The sequence below is a fragment of the Bradyrhizobium vignae genome, from assembly GCF_900324035.1.
Classification (GTDB): domain Bacteria; phylum Pseudomonadota; class Alphaproteobacteria; order Rhizobiales; family Xanthobacteraceae; genus Bradyrhizobium; species Bradyrhizobium vignae.
The window spans coordinates 3,665,400-3,681,802 of sequence record NZ_LS398110.1; the positions used below are offsets into that span (position 1 = coordinate 3,665,400).

Below are 16,403 nucleotides of genomic sequence, written 5' to 3' on the forward strand. Positions count from 1 at the left end.
TGCACGCAGCGATTAAAGCCATCTCACACATCGGAGGGCAACATGGCCAAGAAAGCGAAGAAGGCGAAGAAGGCGAAGAAGGCGAAGAGCGCAGTGAAGAAGACTGCGAAGAAGACCCGCAAGGTCGCGAAGAAGAAGTAACTTCGCTTCTGAAGTTGCCGGCTCCAGATAGCCGGCACGTCATCAGCGCCTCCTGGAGGTTCTGGTCGACGATAGAGGGTGTCGGCGAGACATCAGGTCAACGGTCGGGCTGTTCTCTTTCGCGGTCCGGCAGAAGAAACGAGTTTTCTTCGTTCGGTGCGGTTCTCCTTCTTGGGGGCTCCGCAATTTCACGAGAGGCCTTCGGGCCAAAGTGGAATCTGGTCCTGACGTGTTCGCCGACGCCCTCGTTCTCTCGAAGCCGGGGCATTGCCGGCATTCCATTCCCCCCGACATTGTTGATCTGACCGCGACGCGTCCGCGCCGACGTCGGTGTTCTGCCTTGGAGCAGGCGAGGGCTGGGGCCCTGATTCCATTGTTCGCACGCAGGGATCCCCATTCGCTGTGTCCGGCTTCGACCGGGCGATCCAGTACGCCGCGGCTTCTCGGGGGATGACTTCTGTCTCTGGAATACTGGGTCACCCGCCTGCGCGGCTGACGACGATGAGCTGCACGCAGTACGCCACGCCGCACATCCGTCCGCGCGCAATGGTTATCGTTCTCCCAAAATCCCGCGGTAAACCGAAGCTGACGAATTGCAGAAGTGCCGGCAAATCAGGGGCTTCTCGAATTCCTCTCGCCGGCCTCGCCCGCTCGCGTTTACGTCTGCTTCATCGCGATACTTAAACTGCCATTCAAATTTGCCCGCCATCATCGCCTCCAACAAGCCGGCAAACGGCATGGGGATGAGTTGAACAGCTTTGTGGACGGAAGCCGCGCTCGGGGAACGGGACCGGCATAAGAACAAAGGGGATGCGTGATGTTTCAGGGTACTTTCGATCTGGAGACGGCAACGCCGGTCGACGCGAGCGCGCTGTCGGACGTGCTGTTCGAGCGCGGGATCTATTGGGCGAGCGGCCGCTCCGGGATCGTCGATCTCGTCGCCGCGCACAAATGGTTCAACCTCGCCGCGTTGAAAGGCCGCAAGGACGCCGTAGCGCTGCGCCAGGAAGTCGCCGGGCAGATGTCGGACGCCGAGATCTCGGTTGCGCAGCGCGAGGCGAGGGCCTGGGTCTGCGCGCACTGAGACGAGAATCGCCTCTGACCCGTGTTCGCACGGGTGGGCCCGGTTGCGCTGAAGCAAGTTTCTCCCCGGTGCCGCCGCCTAAAGTCCGACGGCATGAGCAACCCGGCTACGAATGAACAATGGCTGCCGATTCAGATCGCTCCCGGCGAGTGCGATCTGGAACTCGGGCGTCTGCACAAGACGGGAATTGTGCCCTGGCCCTTTCCATGCCGGCGTAAGGGCGGCGTCTGGTTCAATGTTTGGGCTGACGAGCCTATGCTGATCTCGCCCTCGCATTGGCGGATAGGGCGATCCGTCGTCTAGGTGCGTGCACACATATATTAAGGAGCACGCGAATCGAGCTGGGCTCGCCGTGCTCATCCTTGCGCCGGGCTTTCGCGCCGGCGTCACGCCCGCTTCAGCTGAGAGAACGCAGAAGACCTCGGATGATTCTGCTTGAGCGGCCCGAGACATAGGTGACAGAACGTACCGGGCACATGGGTTACACTTTCCGCTTTTGTTCTGCGGGAGGTGTGGATGCCGTGGAAAGCGACAACCCGTTCGGTCCGAGGCCCATCACTGATGTCTCCGCCACGACCACGGCGCCCTGACGGAGACGCGCTCTTGTGCATTCTTGGCATGGAGGGCCACTTGCTTGGCTCCGCTGTCGCGGTCAACCCCCGAAGCCCGAAGGGCGCGGCACGCGCGTGGTTGACGGCGACAGCGCGAGCCGAGCAAAAATAGCCGTGCCATGAATGCGTCACGCTGAAATGCAGCAGATTGCAGGCCATCGGCCTCAACTAAGCGAACTTGGAGCAGATGACTTTGAAACCCCGCGACAACCCGATCGGCACGAGGTTGTCACCCATCTCTTAGGTACGTTTCGTTACCCATGTCTCCGGGCCGGACAAGCTGCTGGGTGGCGGAGAGGGAGGGATTCGAACCCTCGATACAGCTTGAGACCGTATGACGCTTTAGCAAAGCGTTGCCTTCAGCCACTCGGCCACCTCTCCGGTGCGAGCCTTATGCCTCTAATTACTTGGGGCGGTCAATTTGGAAGCGTGTGTTTTCGCTCGAATATTCCCAGTGACTTTCGAAACAAACGGGTCTGTTCGCGCGGGTGACGCCGTAAAGAACAGGCCCCAAAGCTGGAACATCTGACACAAGGCGCAAGGATGTTCCGCATGGAGAAGCCTGCTTGCTCGTGTCAGAAGCTGAATTTGCTAGGAAATTCAATGATACGTGAGCGGGGTCCCATGGAACGTCGGCATCCCTGCGTCTTGACCGCCGAGCTGCCGGTCCGTTCCCAATCATCTCCGCCTCGATAACTCGATTAAGAGTGTTTGCCGCGCGGCTCGGGCGTTGTTGTGACCGCGCTTGTGTCAAACTGGAGGCGCGGAGGCGGGCGATGCCTGCCCATTGAGTCTCCTTCTGATTCTACGATTCCAGCGCATCAAAGCCGCTCCAGGCCGAGGTCTCGGCTGCGGTGCCTCATGTGCGGAACTTTGATGGCAAATGGAACCGCTCAAAAAATATAAATATAAACAATGTGTTACGAGGGCGACTTGATCACATCTGCGTGTTATTTGTGCAACACCCGTCGGAAAACACGCCTCATCGGCCCGTTTCGGAGCGTTCTCTTGTTGTGTGTGCAAGGACCTTCGGTAATTGTGACTGAGCGACGGAGGGGGGCATCCCGAGGTCGTCCCGTTTAGGTCGTTCGCTTAAGTCCCTCGCGTTCATGCGGGTGTGTCCGAAGGCGCGAAGGGGCCAAAAGCGGTGATTTAGAGGGGGTTGGGGAATTGGCCGTCCGGTCAGTGACCTTCCCTGAAGAGCAACTTGGAGGTTTAACATGAAGTTGGTTAAGAGCCTTTTGCTCGGCTCAGCGGCGGGTCTGATCGCCGTGGGCGGAGCGCAGGCAGCCGATCTCCCCGTGAAGGCCAAGGCGGTCGAATACGTGAAGATCTGCTCGCTGTACGGTGCGGGCTTCTACTATATCCCGGGCACTGACACTTGCATCAAGCTGGGTGGTTATCTGCGCGCTGAAGTCGGGCTGGGCACCAACAGCATCTACGGCATTGCCAACGGCTCTCCCGCCGGTGCGCACAATCGCCTGAGCAACTACTACACCATGCGCGCTCGTGAAGATCTCAACATCGACACGCGCACGGCCACCGAATACGGCGTCGTCCGCACCTTCTTCGATGCGACGTTCTCCTGGACCACGGGCGGCTTTGTCGCCACCGGCTCGGGAACTGGCGGCACCCAGTATACGAGCGGCGTTGCGCTCAACGCTGCCGGTACGGGTCTCGTCGGCGGAACGACGATCAACCCGACTGACGGCGGTACCTCGGGCGGTTCGCTCGGCGTGTACTACGCCTTCATCCAGTTCGCCGGCTTCACCATGGGTAAGGCCGTGTCGCAGTTCGACGCGCCCTGGACCAACTATCCCGGCAACAACATCGACAGCCTCGTCGGCGGCAGCGGCACGGTCACTGGTGTCAACCAGTTCACCTACACCGCTGACTTCGGTCAGGGCGTGACGGCGGCGTTCTCGGCGGAAGACGCGACGGCCTATTATCAGGCCGGCAACCTCAACATGACCGGCGCGACTGCGGCCGGCATCCTCGCTGGCTCCTACGGCACCAATGCCATCGGCGGCTCGCGTTCGCCGAACCTTGTCGGTATGGTCCGCGTCGACCAGGCCTGGGGCCTGTTCCAGGCGTCGGTCGCTGCGCATGACAACCACGTTGGCTATTACGGCGCGACCGAGCTGACTGGCCACCCCGACGACAAGTGGGGTTGGGCGGTTCAGCTCGCCCTCTCGATCAAGAACATCCCGACCGGCGCGGGTGACACGATCAACATCCAGGGCGTCTACACCGACGGTGCGACCCGCTACAACTTCCAGAACCTGGCGGGCAGCTCCTATCAGATGTTCGGCAGCTCGGGCATTGCCTACCAGAGCGTCGGCTTCGCCAATGCTCCTGACACGGTGTACGTCACCGGCAGCTCGCAGGAGACGGTCAAGACCTGGGGCTTCCGTGGTGCGTATACCCATAACTGGGATCCGTACTGGAACACCGCGCTCTACGGTGCTTACGCTCAGGCCCAGTTCGGCACGCTCGCCAAGACCACGCTCTGCGGCGTCGGTGGCGTGTTCGTCACGGGAGCGGCTCTCGCTGGTGTGACGAGCTGCAACCCCGACTTCGCGATCGGCCAGGTCGGTATCATCACCCGCTGGACTCCGGTCAAGAACCTGACGTTCTCGGCCGACCTGAACTGGACCCATCTCGACCAGAAGTATTCCGGCACGGTTGGCCCGATCGGCCCGTCCGGCACGTCGGCCAAGCCGGCCGCTGTGTACGAGCTGAAGGATCAGGACAGCATCACCCTGCTGCTCCGCGCTCAGCGCAACTGGTAAGTTCGGTCTAATGACCTGACAGAGAGCCCCGGCGGGAAACCGCCGGGGCTTTTCTTTCTGGCGTCGGATGCCCACGGTCTTGCGCCAAGTGCCGAGCTCGCGCTGCTCCCCTCCATCGATGGTTCGGTGCGACCCGATGCGGGTTGTCGTGGGAGGGGGATCCGCGCCATAAGTCCCGAGCGAGAATACGCCGGGGAGGGCTGCCGCGTCGGCCGGCTCGGCCGTGCGACCGTACTGCGGGTCGGGCCTTGCAGCAGGAGTGGACCGCCGTCTCATTGTCGAGAGACGGGCCACCGCCGAACTTCCCGATCTGACCGCAGTCGCCGCCGCGCTTGAGCCGCGAGTCGGGAGGACGCCCGAGGGTAGTGGTCGATCAATCGAGATGCTTCGCCTGCTCGGGTCCTGACCGGGACGGCGCTCGTTCCCCGATGCGCCGGCCTGCGAAGCGAGAGCGGAGATCGGCTATTCCACGCTTCCGACGCCGCGGCGCAGATCGGCTTCGATCTGCAGGCGCGTGCCGCCGCCGAAGCGGGCGCGGTAGACTTGCAGGTTCTCCATGATCCGCTGCACGTAGTTGCGCGTCTCGGAGAATGGAATCAGCTCGACCCAATCGACAGCGTCGACCTTGGGGTCGCGCGGATCGCCGTAGCGTTCGATCCACTTCTTCACACTGCCGCGGCCGGCATTGTAGGCGGCGAAGGTCATGATGTAGGAGCCGCGATAATCCTCTAGCAGTCCGCCGAGCTCGGCCGAGCCGAGCGTGGCGTTGTAGACCGAATCGTTCTTCAGCCGTCCCAGGTCGTAGGTCGCGCCGTGCCGCTTGCAGACATAGCGCGCGGCATCCGGCGTCACCTGCATCAGCCCGTAGGCCTGGGCCGGCGAGACCACCGACGGATTGAACGCGCTCTCCTGCCGGGCAATGGCGTAGACGATGCTGCGCTCGACCTCGGGGCCGATCGGCGTGAAATGCGGAATGCCATTGACGGGGTAGGCGTAGAAGTCGAACGGCAGGCCGCGATTGAGCGCGGCCTTGCCGACCAGCAACATGCCGCGCGCATCGCTGTAGCGCTGGGTGAGCTCGCCAAGGCCGGCAAGCGCCTCGGGATCGCCGTTCTCACCCATGTCGGCGAGCATGGGCACCGCGAGCTCGCGTTCGTCGAGCTCGTAGAGCAGTTGCGCGGCGCGCACGATCTCCAGCCGCTCGGCGCCGCGCCCGCGCGGCTGGCTGTTGAGCTCGATCTGCGGCAGGCCGAGTTTTGCCCGCGCGAGCTGGCCGTAATAGCTGGTCGACTGCTCGGCCGCGCGGGCATAGGCGTTGCGCGCCTCCTGCTGGCGGCCCATCGCCTCCGCGGCACGGCCCTGCCAATAGCCGGCGCGCGCCAGCGTGGTCGGGTTGACGCTGCCGACGCCGATGCGGGCAAAATGCTGGGCGGCGGTCGCGGGGTCGTTGAGGAAGCGCAGCGCGATCCACCCGGCGGTGAACTCCTGCTCGGTCTTGTAGATGTCGCGCGAGGGCAGGGCGGCGTCGCGCGCGATCAGATAGGCACTGCGGAATTCCTCGGTGTCGATGATCTTGCGCGCCAACAGGCGCCGCTCGATCCACCATTCGTCGAGATTGTGGAGGCGACCCGGATCCTTGGGCGCGGACAGCATCAGCTGGGCGGCCTCGGCGAACTTCTCCTCCCGGCGCAAGAGCTGGATCTTGCTGAAGATGAAGCCGGGATCGCTGTGCAGCTCGCGCGGCACCGCGTCGAGCAGTGCCCGCGCGTTCGGCGCCTTCTTGACCGCGGCGATGCGGGCCTTGGCGAGCGCGACATAGCCGGCGCCGAGCCGCTTTGCGGCGCGCAGCGCCGCCTCGGTCTCGCTGCCGTAGAGCAGGGTGTCCATCCGCGCCTTCTGATCGCCCGGCGTAAGCAGAGCGCCGAACTGGTCGAGCGCGTTGTTCTCGGTCTCCTCCGACATCGGATCGCTGCGCCAGGCCTCGCGCACCAGCCGCTCGGCATTGGCGCGGTCACCGCGCCCCAGCATCGCCTTGGCGAGCATGAAGCGGCCCTTGGCGGAGATCGGAGACTCGTTCTCGAACCATGACCACGCGACCGAATCGTCGCGCCTGTCGTCCCACATCGCGGCCTCGAGGCGCCGGCGCAGGAAAGTCTGCGACGGCCAGCTCGGATTGGCGGAGAGGAAGGCGCGATAGCGTTCCACGCTCGCGCCGTTATCCTCGCTGCGCAGGATGATCCATTCGGCGAGCTTTCGCGCGACCGGATCCGATATGCCGGTGGCCGCATTGGTGGCGTCACCGGCCTTGCGCTTGCGCACGAGCTCGATGACGCTCTCCAGCGTGTCCTTGTCCGCTTGCGACGTCGACGACGTCGCAGCGACGGCGGCCGGGATGACCGGCTTGCGCGGCGCCGCATGCTGGCGCGTCGCAGGAGCCAGGACGGGAGCTGTAACCGGCTTGGCGGTGACAGGGGCGGTGGGTCTGACGGTGGCCGTCACCGCCGGCTCGGTCTTGGGCGGTGCGGTCTTGGGCGGTGCGGTCTTAGGCGGTGCGGTTTTGGGTGATGCGGTTTTGGCCGGCGACCCGTTCGCGGTCGGCTGTGACTTTGGCGAGGAGACTGCTGCGGCGGGTTTCGACTTGTCTTTCGCAGGTTCCTTACCAGCAGCATCCTTGGCAGGATTCTTTGCTGCGTCCTTGGCCGGGGCGCCAGCCGCACTCTTGCCCGCGCTCTTCGCTGCGTCCTTGCCGGTTCCCTTGGCTGAGGCCTTGGCTGATCCCTTGACGGGCTCCTTCGCCGCGTCCTTGGCGGCTGGCTTCGCGGTATCCTTGGCCTCCGCGGCCATCTCATTGGACTCATTGGACTTGGCGAGCGCGGCGCAGCCCACCGACAGCCCGGCCATCAGGCACACGGCCAGACCTAGGGATCGCCATGTGGCACGAGCAAAGGAGGTCACGGCGTTTGGTCGCCCCGAATCAGTGAAGTGGCTCAAGACCTAGCTGAATTTGATTGAATATGCGGAGAAAATACCAACGCCCGCTTACCTCGGTCCGATTTGCACCATCACCGCGGCAAAATCGCGGCCTAAACGCAGCCTCGCACCGAGGCGGCCCTTTTACCGCCGGGATAGACCCGATATGTATGGGGCTTGCTCTCAAGATTGCCGCGTACGGAGGAAGTCCATGGCAGCCAAGACGAAATTCCGGGGATCGTTCACCGCCTTGGTCACCCCGTTCAAGAACGGCTCGCTGGACGAGGCGGCTTTCCGCTCCCTGGTCAACTGGCAGATTTCCGAGGGGACGAACGGCCTCGTTCCGGTCGGCACCACCGGCGAGAGCCCGACGCTCAGCCATGACGAGCACAAGAAGGTCGTCGAATGGTGCATCGCTGAGGCCAAAGGCCGCGTGCCCGTCATCGCGGGAGCCGGCTCCAACTCGACCAAGGAGGCGATCGAACTCTCCCAGCACGCCGAGAAGGCGGGCGCAGACGCCGTGTTGATCGTCACGCCCTATTACAACAAGCCGACCCAGGAGGGGATGTACCAGCACTTCAAGGCGATCAACGATGCGATCGGGATTCCGATCATCATCTACAACATTCCGCCGCGCTCGGTGATCGACATGTCGGTCGACACCATGAAGCGGCTGTGGGAGCTGAAGAACATCGCCGGCGTGAAGGATGCCACAGCCAGCATGGTTCGCGTGTCGCAGCAGCGCGCGGCGATGGGCGAGGATTTCAACCAGCTTTCGGGCGAGGACGCCACCATCATCGGCTACATGGCCCATGGCGGCCATGGCTGCATCTCGGTGACCTCGAACGTGGCGCCGCGCCTGTGCTCGGAGTTCCACGCCGCCTGGCAGAAGGGTGACACCAAGTCGGCGCTCGCCATCCACGACAAGCTGATGCCGCTGCACAACAACCTCTTCATCGAGAGCAACCCGGCGCCGATCAAGTACGCGATGTCGCTGCTCGGCAAGCTGGACGAGACGTTGCGGCTGCCGATGGTTCCGGTTTCCGAGCCGACCCGCGTTGCCGTGCGCAGCGCGATGGTTCACGCCGGACTGATCAACTGACGCCTTAGCACGCCGGGGGGTCTTTCATGAGCGTCGAGGAGAAGGGCGCACGGATGCTGAAGGAGTTCCGCGAGTTCGCGATGAAGGGCAATGTCGTCGACCTCGCGGTCGGCGTCATCATCGGCGCGGCGTTCGGCGCCATCGTCAACTCGCTGGTCGGCGACGTGATCATGCCGATCATCGGTGCCGTCACCGGCGGGCTCGACTTCTCGAACTACTTCACCCCCTTGTCGGCGAAGGTCACAGCCACCAACTTAGCCGATGCGAAAAAGCAAGGCGCCGTGCTGGCTTGGGGCAGCTTCCTCACGCTGACGATCAACTTCATCATCATCGCGTTCGTGCTGTTCCTGGTGATCCGCGCCATGAACACCCTGAAGCGCAAGGACGAGGCCGCTCCGGCCGCGCCGCCAAAGCCCTCGGCCGAAGTCGAACTCCTGACCGAGATCCGCGATCTCCTCAAGAAGTGACGCGCGCGCTTCATCCGAACTGTTAGAATCCGCGCCCATCTCGATCAGGTTAACGCATCATGGCCGATAAGAACGAACGTCCGATCAAGGTCATGGCGGAGAATCGCAAGGCCCGCTTCAACTATGCGATCGAAGACACGGTCGAGGCGGGCATTGCGCTGACCGGCACCGAGGTCAAGTCGATCCGCAGCGGCAAAAGCACGATCGCGGAATCCTACGCCGATTCAAAGGACGGCGAGATCTGGCTGATCAACGCCACCATTCCCGAATATCTCCAGGGCAATCGCTTCAATCACGAGCCCAAGCGGCCGCGAAAGCTGCTGCTGCATCGCCGGCAAATCAACAAGCTGATGGGGGCGGTCGACCGCGAGGGCATGACGCTGATCCCGCTCAAGCTTTACTTCAACGAGCGCGGTCGCGCCAAATTGCAGCTCGCGGTTGCCAAGGGCAAGAAGCTGCACGACAAGCGCGAGAGCGAGAAGAAGCGCGACTGGAGTCGCGAGAAGGGCCGGCTGATGCGGGCGAGGGGATAATGCGATGAACCAGCGGAACCTACTCGAGGTCGACTGGAGCCAGATTCCGGCGCCCACCGATGACGGCGGTGCCGCGCATCTGACTGGCATGACGCTGCCCCCGATCGGCCTGCTCGCGACCGACGACCGGTCGGTGACGCTGTCGGCGCTGCGTGGCCGGACCGTGGTGTTCGCCTATCCGCGTACCGGCGAGCCCGGCAAGATCGCGCTGGTGGACGATTGGGATATGATTCCGGGAGCGCGCGGCTGCACGCCGCAGACTTGCGCGTTCCGCGATCTATTCGCCGAGCTGAAGGCCGCGGGCGCCGCCCATGTGTTTGGCCTCTCGACCCAGAGCAACGACTACCAGACCGAGATGGCCTCGCGCCTGCATCTGCCGTTCCCGGTGCTCTCGGACGAGAAGCTGGCGCTGACGCGCGCCTTGAATTTGCCGACCATGGAGGTCGCAGGCCTGACGTTGATCAAGCGCCTGGCGCTGATCATCGACGACGCCAGGATCACGCATGTGTTCTATCCGGTGTTCCCGCCCGACCGGAACGCCGGCGATGTGCTCGATTGGCTGAAGGCCAATCCGGCCAACGGATCGTCCGCAAAGGTCGGATGAGTTTTGGTTGAGCCGGCGCATGCCGAGGGCGCATCTCTCCGTTGGGGAGAGGTGAACCACGACCGGCAGGCCAGCATGAGGCCTAGTCGAGGTCGGCCTTGATCCTCGCGAACACGCTCCGGAACATGTCCGGCGTCAGCACGCCAGTGTTGGTGTTGTAGCGCGAGCAATGATAGCTGTCGTACAGCTTGAACGCGCCGGCCTGATGCACCGCGCCATGGCCGAAGGGGGCTTGCGAACCCTTCAGATTCAGCGGCTTGAGCACGCTGTCGTGCGCAATCCGCCCGAGCGCGACGATCGCGCGCAGGTTCGGCATCGTTGCCAGATTCGCCGCAAGAAACTGGCGGCAGGTGTTGATCTCGGACGGCAGCGGCTTGTTCTGCGGCGGCACGCAATGCACCGCGTTCGCGATCCGGCAGTCCACCAGCGTCAGGCCATCGTCGGGCCGCGCCTGATAGGTGCCCCTGGCAAAGCCGTATTCGACCAGCGTGGCGTAGAGCAGGTCGCCGGCATAATCGCCGGTGAACGGCCGTCCCGTGCGGTTGGCGCCCTGCATTCCCGGCGCGAGGCCCACGATCAAAAGGCGCGCCTTGATGTCGCCGAAGGGCGCAACCGGCGCATTGTGCCAGGATGGCTCACGCGCGCGGTTCGCCTCGCGAAAGGCGACCAGGCGCGGACAGAGCGGACAGTCACGGTCGGGGACGGTGAGAGGCTGGCGGTTTGACCGGGCCGCCTCACTCCTCGAAGTCGTCATCGCCCCTCGGCGCCATCGTCGTTGCGCGCTGGAGGAATTGCGGGGCGTGGTGGCGTTCGCCACGCTCGCCGCGGTCACGCGGGGCGGGGCGTTCGGACGGATCGCGGCCGAGTTTGGATTGCAGCTCGACGAGGTCGGTGAAGACGTCGGCCTGGCGGCGCAGCTCGTCGGCGATCATCGGCGGCTGGCTGGCGATGGTGGAGATCACCGTGACCCGTACGCCGCGGCGCTGCACCGCCTCGACCAGGGAGCGGAAGTCGCCGTCGCCCGAGAACAGCACCATCTGGTCGATGTGCTCGGCGAGCTCCATGGCGTCCACCGCGAGCTCGATGTCCATGTTGCCCTTCACCTTGCGGCGGCCGGAGGCGTCGATGAATTCCTTGGTCGCCTTGGTGACGACGGTGTAGCCGTTGTAGTCCAGCCAGTCGATCAACGGGCGGATCGAGGAGTATTCCTGGTCTTCGATGATGGCCGTGTAGTAGAACGCCCGCAACAATGTCCCGCGGCTCTGAAACTCCTTCAGCAGGCGCTTGTAGTCGATGTCGAAGCCCAGAGTTTTCGCCGTCGCGTACAGATTGGCCCCATCGATGAAGAGCGCGATCTTGTTGGTAGGAGAAGGTGACATTCAGTTGCTCGCGTAGTGTTCGAGATTGATCGTTTTTTGTTGGCGCGGGGACAGCAAGCCGCGCGGTTCTAAAGTGGCGCTGAGACCCGTCGAAACCGCAAATCCGGAGAAGTCGGGGCAATCAAGGTATAGTTATGGCGGACTCGCATACACTCGGGGCCGCCCCTGTTGGCAGCCCGGGGAAAACCACCCGTCCCAGCCCCAATGTGGGGTTAGCAGAGCCGTTTGGCGAGGCCAAATTACAAATTGGCCTTGCGAAACCGTCCCGGCCCCTATAACTAGCCCCAATCATCCACATCTTTTCGTCCCACCCACAACGGAGCGACAGTCCATGGCTCGCGTCACCGTAGAAGATTGTATCGACAAGGTCGACAACCGGTTTGACTTGGTCCTGCTGGCTGCCCACCGTGCCCGCATGATCTCGTCCGGGTCACAACTAACGGTTGACCGCGATAACGACAAGAACCCTGTTGTGTCCTTGCGCGAAATTGCCGAGACGACGATTTCGCCGGAGGACCTCCGCGAGGAGCTGGTGCACTCGCTCCAGAAGTTCGTCGAGGTGGATGAGCCCGAGCCGGATACCGTGCCGCTGATCGGTTCCGCAGGTGCCAGCGTCGATGCGGACGACACCGAGGTCGCCGTGGAGCGCATGACCGAGGAGGAGCTTCTGAAGGGCCTGGAAGGCCTCGCTCCGCCCGAGGAGCAGCCCGAGGAAGACGAGTAATTCCTCAGTCGCGATCATCGACTTCTTGTGATCTTATCAAAGGCCCGAACCGTCGTTCGGGCCTTTGCTTTTGTTGACCTTTTCGTGGTTACCATAGCGTTGCCGGTTGGCGCTGCGCCCGGTCAACGAATAGATCGGACACAAGCGCGATCGGGGCGAGGATGTATACAACGGGCCGGGTCAGGGCCCGTTTGAAGGCAGGACGGAATGGTATATCGGCGTCGCAGATCCACGCAGATGCAGGCTGCAACCGAATCGGTTGCCGTAGCCCCGACTGCGCCGGTCGCGCGCCCGGCCCGCCCCCGCGCGCGCATGATGCGTCAGTATGACCTCGTCGAACGGGTCAGATCCTACAATCCCAACACCAACGAAGACCTGCTGAATCGCGCCTATGTCTACGCCATGAAGGCGCATGGTTCGCAGACCCGTGCCTCGGGCGACCCCTATTTCTCGCATCCGCTCGAAGTGGCGGCGATTCTCACCGACCTGAAGCTCGACGACGCCACCATCGTGGCCGCGCTGCTCCACGATACGATCGAGGACACCGAGGCGACGCGGGCCGAGATCGACCAGATCTTCGGACCCGAAATCGGCGCGCTGGTCGAGGGCCTGACCAAGCTGAAGCGGCTCGAGCTGGTCTCGCGGGAGGCCAAGCAGGCCGAGAACCTGCGCAAATTGCTGCTGGCGATCGCCGATGATGTCCGCGTGCTTCTGGTCAAGCTCGCCGATCGCCTGCACAACATGCGCACGCTGGACTTCGTGCCGACGGAATCGCGCCGGCGCATCGCCGAGGAGACGCTCGACATCTACGCGCCGCTGGCGGGGCGCATGGGCATGCAGGAAATGCGCGAGGAGCTGGAGGATCTGTCCTTCCGCACCCTCGATCCCGAAGCCTATTCGGTCGTGATGCAGCGGCTCGACGCACTCGCCGAGCGCAACCGCAATCTGATCGGCGAGATCGAGGACCAGCTCTCCAACAATCTGCGCCACAGGGGCCTCGGGGCGCGGGTCTATGGCCGCCGCAAGAAGCCCTTCTCGATCTGGACCAAGATGGAGCGCAAATCGGTCGGTTTCGAGCAATTGTCCGACATCTTCGGCTTTCGCCTCGTCGTCAGCGACATCGAGGCCTGTTATCGCGCGCTCGGGATCGTCCACACCACCTGGCCGGTCGTGCCGGGACGCTTCAAGGACTACATCTCGACGCCGAAGCAGAACGACTACCGCTCGATCCACACCACGGTGATCGGCCCCGGTAACCAGCGCGTCGAGCTCCAGATCCGCACCGAGGCGATGGACCAGATCGCCGAGCGCGGCATTGCCGCGCACGTCTTCTACAAGGAAGGCGTGGGCTCGCCGACCGAATTCCTCAAGCGCGAGTCCAACGCGTTCGCCTGGCTGCGCCACACCATCGGAATTCTCTCCGAGAGCGCCAATCCCGAGGAATTCCTCGAGCACACCAAGCTCGAGCTGTTCCACGACCAGGTGTTCTGCTTCACCCCCAAGGGCAAGCTGATCGCGCTGCCGCGCCACGCCAACGTGATCGACTTCGCCTATGCGGTGCACACCGACGTCGGCAACAGCGCGGTCGGCTGCAAGATCAACGGCAAGTTCGCGCCACTGTCCTCGGAGCTCCAGAACGGCGATGAGGTCGAGGTGCTGACTTCGGAAGCGCAATCCGCGCCGCCGTCGGCCTGGGAAACGCTCGCCGTCACCGGCAAGGCGCGTGCCGCGATCCGCCGCGCCACGCGCACCGCGGTGCGCGATCAATATGTCGGCCTCGGCCGGCGCATCGTCGAGCGCCTGTTCGAGCGCGCCAAGATCGAATACGCCGACGACAAGCTCAAGGGCGCGCTGCCGCGGCTCGCGCGCACCTCGATCGAGGACGTCATGGCGGCGGTGGGCCGCGGCGAGATCAAGGCGTCCCACGTCGCGCGTGCGATGTACCCGGACTACAAGGAGGAGCGGATCGCGCGCTACGGCGGCAAGAAGGGGCTGGCCGCCAAGCTCAAGGAGAAATCCTTGGAACCGCGCAGCCCGGTTGCGATCCCGATCCGCGGCATCAATTCCGACCTTCCGGTGAAGTTCGCTCCGAACGGCGGCGCCGTGCCCGGGGATCGCATCGTCGGCATCGTCACGCCGGGCGAGGGCATCACGATCTATCCGATCCAGGCGCCGGCCCTGAAGGATTTCGAGGAGGAGCCGGAGCGCTGGCTCGACGTCCGCTGGGACATCGAGGATTCCGCGCCGCAGCGCTTCCCGGCCCGCATCAAGGTGGAGAACGTCAACGAACCCGGCGCATTGGCGCAGATCGCGACCGTGATCGCCGAGCACGACGGCAACATCGACAACATCAGCATGCAGCGCCGCTCGCCTGACTTCACGGAGACGACGATCGATCTCGAAGTCTACGACCTGAAGCACCTGAGCGCGATCCTGGCCCAGCTGCGCGCGAAGGCGGTCGTCGCCCGTGTCGAACGTGTTAATGGATGATGCTGGTCGTTGCCGGGCTTGACCCGGCAACCCATCTCTTCAAGAAGAGGGATACGCGGGCCTTCGCCGCGCCGAAGGGGCTTCGGCCCCGCAGGCGGGTCGAGCCCGCGCATGACGAGAGGGAAATGTCGCTTCGTGAGTTCTGAAATGCCCGCACCTCCGCTCCGCCTCGGCATCAATGTCGACCATGTCGCAACCCTGCGTAACGCGCGCGGCGGCCGCAATCCCGATCCGGTGCGTGCGGCGCTGCTCGCGATCGAGGCCGGCGCCGACGGCATTACCGCTCATCTGCGCGAAGATCGCCGGCATATCCGCGACGAGGACATGGCGCGGCTGAAGGCGGAGATCTCCAAGCCCCTCAATTTCGAGATGGCCGCGACTGACGACATGATGCGGATCTCGCTCGCCACCAAGCCGCACGCGGTGTGCCTCGTGCCGGAGCGGCGCCAGGAGGTGACGACCGAAGGTGGGTTGGATGCGGTCGGTCAGCACAACGCGCTCAGGCCCTATATCGCACGGCTGAACGATGCCGGCATCCGGGTCTCGCTGTTCATCGCCGCGGATCCCGCCCAGATCGAGATGGCGGCACGGCTGCGCGCGCCCGTGATCGAGATCCACACCGGCGCCTGGTGCGACGCCGTCGTCGACGGCCACACCGACAAGGCCGAGGCCGAATGGCAGCGGATCGTGGCCGGGGCAAGGCTCGCCAAGGATGCGGGGCTCGAGGTCCACGCCGGGCACGGGCTGGACTATGCGACGGCAGAGACGATCGCGGCCCTTCCTGAGATCATGGAGCTCAATATCGGCTACTACATGATCGGCGAAGCGCTGTTCGTGGGCCTGGCCGAGACCGTGCGCAGGATGCGCGCGGCGATGGACCGCGGCCGGAGCCGGGCATGATCATCGGCATCGGCTCCGACCTGATCGACATCACCCGCGTTGCCAAGGTGATCGAGCGCCATGGCGAGCGCTTCCTCGACCGGATCTTCACTGCGGCCGAGCGGGCCAAGGCGGAACGCCGCGCCAAGAATGACAAGATGGTGGTGGCGACCTACGCCAAACGCTTCGCCGCCAAGGAGGCCTGCTCCAAGGCGCTCGGCACTGGCATCAGGCGCGGGGTGTGGTGGCGCGACATGGGGGTGGTCAACCTGCCGGGCGGGCGGCCGACCATGCAACTGACCGGCGGCGCCTTGGCCCGGCTCCAGGCTCTGACGCCGGAGGGGTTCGAGGCGCGGATCGACGTTTCGATCACCGACGACTGGCCGCTGGCGCAGGCCTTTGTCATCATTTCCGCCGTCCCCCTGGCGAAGCTCTGACGCCCTCCGTTCAATTTTATAATTCGTACGTAAAATCAATGTCTTATTCAGTTTTGATGCGATCCTTGATTGCGTGGCCTCCGACAACAGTCTAAAAGTCCGCCAACGCAAATCAGCTTGGGCGGATTCGGCTTTACGCCGGAATTGGCCCTCACTATCAGAATCAGGACAATCTCCATGGGCCGCGAAG

13 protein-coding genes and 1 tRNA gene are annotated in these 16,403 nt (G+C 63.8%); 10 read left to right on the plus strand and 4 right to left on the minus strand.

Translation table 11 applies throughout. The features are described from left to right. Positions 1 to 958: 958 nt before the first annotated feature. Positions 959 to 1,225, plus strand: coding sequence for a hypothetical protein (locus BRAD3257_RS17850; protein ID WP_122402900.1), 267 nt, complete (start codon positions 959 to 961; stop codon positions 1,223 to 1,225). 899 nt (positions 1,226 to 2,124) lie between these two features. Here BRAD3257_RS17850 and BRAD3257_RS17860 read toward each other — a convergent pair. Then, positions 2,125 to 2,217: transfer RNA gene (locus BRAD3257_RS17860), tRNA-Ser, on the minus strand. An 839-nt stretch (positions 2,218 to 3,056) separates the two neighbouring features. On the opposite strand from BRAD3257_RS17860, the gene BRAD3257_RS17870 reads away from it, so the two are divergent. Further along, entirely contained in the window at positions 3,057 to 4,628 is a 1,572-nt protein-coding gene (locus tag BRAD3257_RS17870) for a porin (RefSeq protein WP_122402902.1), read from the plus strand. Between the two features lie 462 nt (positions 4,629 to 5,090). Here BRAD3257_RS17870 and BRAD3257_RS17875 read toward each other — a convergent pair whose 3' ends face one another. Continuing rightward, on the minus strand, positions 5,091 to 7,583 hold the full coding sequence (locus BRAD3257_RS17875) for a lytic transglycosylase domain-containing protein (protein ID WP_122402903.1): 2,493 nt from the start codon (positions 7,581 to 7,583) through the stop codon (positions 5,091 to 5,093). A gap of 226 nt (positions 7,584 to 7,809) precedes the next feature. Between BRAD3257_RS17875 and dapA the strand changes: the two genes are divergently transcribed. Genes dapA through BRAD3257_RS17895 form a run of 4 tightly spaced genes read left to right on the plus strand, consistent with a single transcriptional unit; the run spans position 7,810 to position 10,304 of the window. Then, on the plus strand, positions 7,810 to 8,700 hold the full coding sequence (gene dapA, locus BRAD3257_RS17880; RefSeq protein ID WP_122402904.1) for a 4-hydroxy-tetrahydrodipicolinate synthase: 891 nt from the start codon (positions 7,810 to 7,812) through the stop codon (positions 8,698 to 8,700). A gap of 53 nt (positions 8,701 to 8,753) precedes the next feature. Next, entirely contained in the window at positions 8,754 to 9,167 is a 414-nt protein-coding gene (gene mscL, locus BRAD3257_RS17885) for a large conductance mechanosensitive channel protein MscL (RefSeq protein WP_027573655.1), read from the plus strand. A 59-nt stretch (positions 9,168 to 9,226) separates the two neighbouring features. Then, a complete protein-coding gene (gene smpB / locus BRAD3257_RS17890; RefSeq protein ID WP_122402905.1) occupies positions 9,227 to 9,700 on the plus strand; it encodes an SsrA-binding protein SmpB in 474 nt (157 codons plus the stop codon). A 4-nt stretch (positions 9,701 to 9,704) separates the two neighbouring features. Further along, a complete protein-coding gene (locus BRAD3257_RS17895; protein ID WP_122402906.1) occupies positions 9,705 to 10,304 on the plus strand; it encodes a peroxiredoxin in 600 nt (199 codons plus the stop codon). Between the two features lie 82 nt (positions 10,305 to 10,386). Here BRAD3257_RS17895 and BRAD3257_RS17900 read toward each other — a convergent pair whose 3' ends face one another. Together BRAD3257_RS17900 and BRAD3257_RS17905 are read right to left on the minus strand one after the other, a co-directional pair. Continuing rightward, positions 10,387 to 11,058 carry a uracil-DNA glycosylase gene (locus tag BRAD3257_RS17900; RefSeq protein WP_122402907.1) on the minus strand — a complete coding sequence of 224 codons (672 nt, stop codon included), beginning with the start codon at positions 11,056 to 11,058 and terminating at the stop codon, positions 10,387 to 10,389. Beyond that, positions 11,039 to 11,683: a LabA-like NYN domain-containing protein gene (locus tag BRAD3257_RS17905; protein WP_027573659.1), complete on the minus strand. Its 645-nt coding sequence runs from the start codon at positions 11,681 to 11,683 to the stop codon at positions 11,039 to 11,041. The genes BRAD3257_RS17900 and BRAD3257_RS17905 overlap by 20 nt, the downstream gene beginning before the upstream one ends. 331 nt (positions 11,684 to 12,014) lie before the next feature. Here BRAD3257_RS17905 and rpoZ point away from each other — a divergent pair, with 331 nt between their 5' ends. The 4 genes from rpoZ (at position 12,015) to acpS (ending at position 16,213) form a co-directional block, all read left to right on the plus strand. Beyond that, positions 12,015 to 12,407 (plus strand): DNA-directed RNA polymerase subunit omega, encoded by a 393-nt coding sequence (rpoZ, locus tag BRAD3257_RS17910; RefSeq protein WP_007603391.1) that lies wholly within the window; start codon positions 12,015 to 12,017, stop codon positions 12,405 to 12,407. A gap of 207 nt (positions 12,408 to 12,614) precedes the next feature. Beyond that, positions 12,615 to 14,897 carry a RelA/SpoT family protein gene (locus tag BRAD3257_RS17915; protein ID WP_122402908.1) on the plus strand — a complete coding sequence of 761 codons (2,283 nt, stop codon included), beginning with the start codon at positions 12,615 to 12,617 and terminating at the stop codon, positions 14,895 to 14,897. A gap of 147 nt (positions 14,898 to 15,044) precedes the next feature. Continuing rightward, the gene (locus BRAD3257_RS17920) at positions 15,045 to 15,797 is read left to right on the plus strand and encodes a pyridoxine 5'-phosphate synthase (RefSeq protein ID WP_122402909.1); all 753 of its coding nucleotides are present in this window, start codon (positions 15,045 to 15,047) and stop codon (positions 15,795 to 15,797) included. Beyond that, on the plus strand, positions 15,794 to 16,213 hold the full coding sequence (acpS, locus tag BRAD3257_RS17925; RefSeq protein ID WP_122402910.1) for a holo-ACP synthase: 420 nt from the start codon (positions 15,794 to 15,796) through the stop codon (positions 16,211 to 16,213). The genes BRAD3257_RS17920 and acpS overlap by 4 nt, the downstream gene beginning before the upstream one ends. The last annotated feature ends 190 nt before the right edge of the window (positions 16,214 to 16,403 follow it).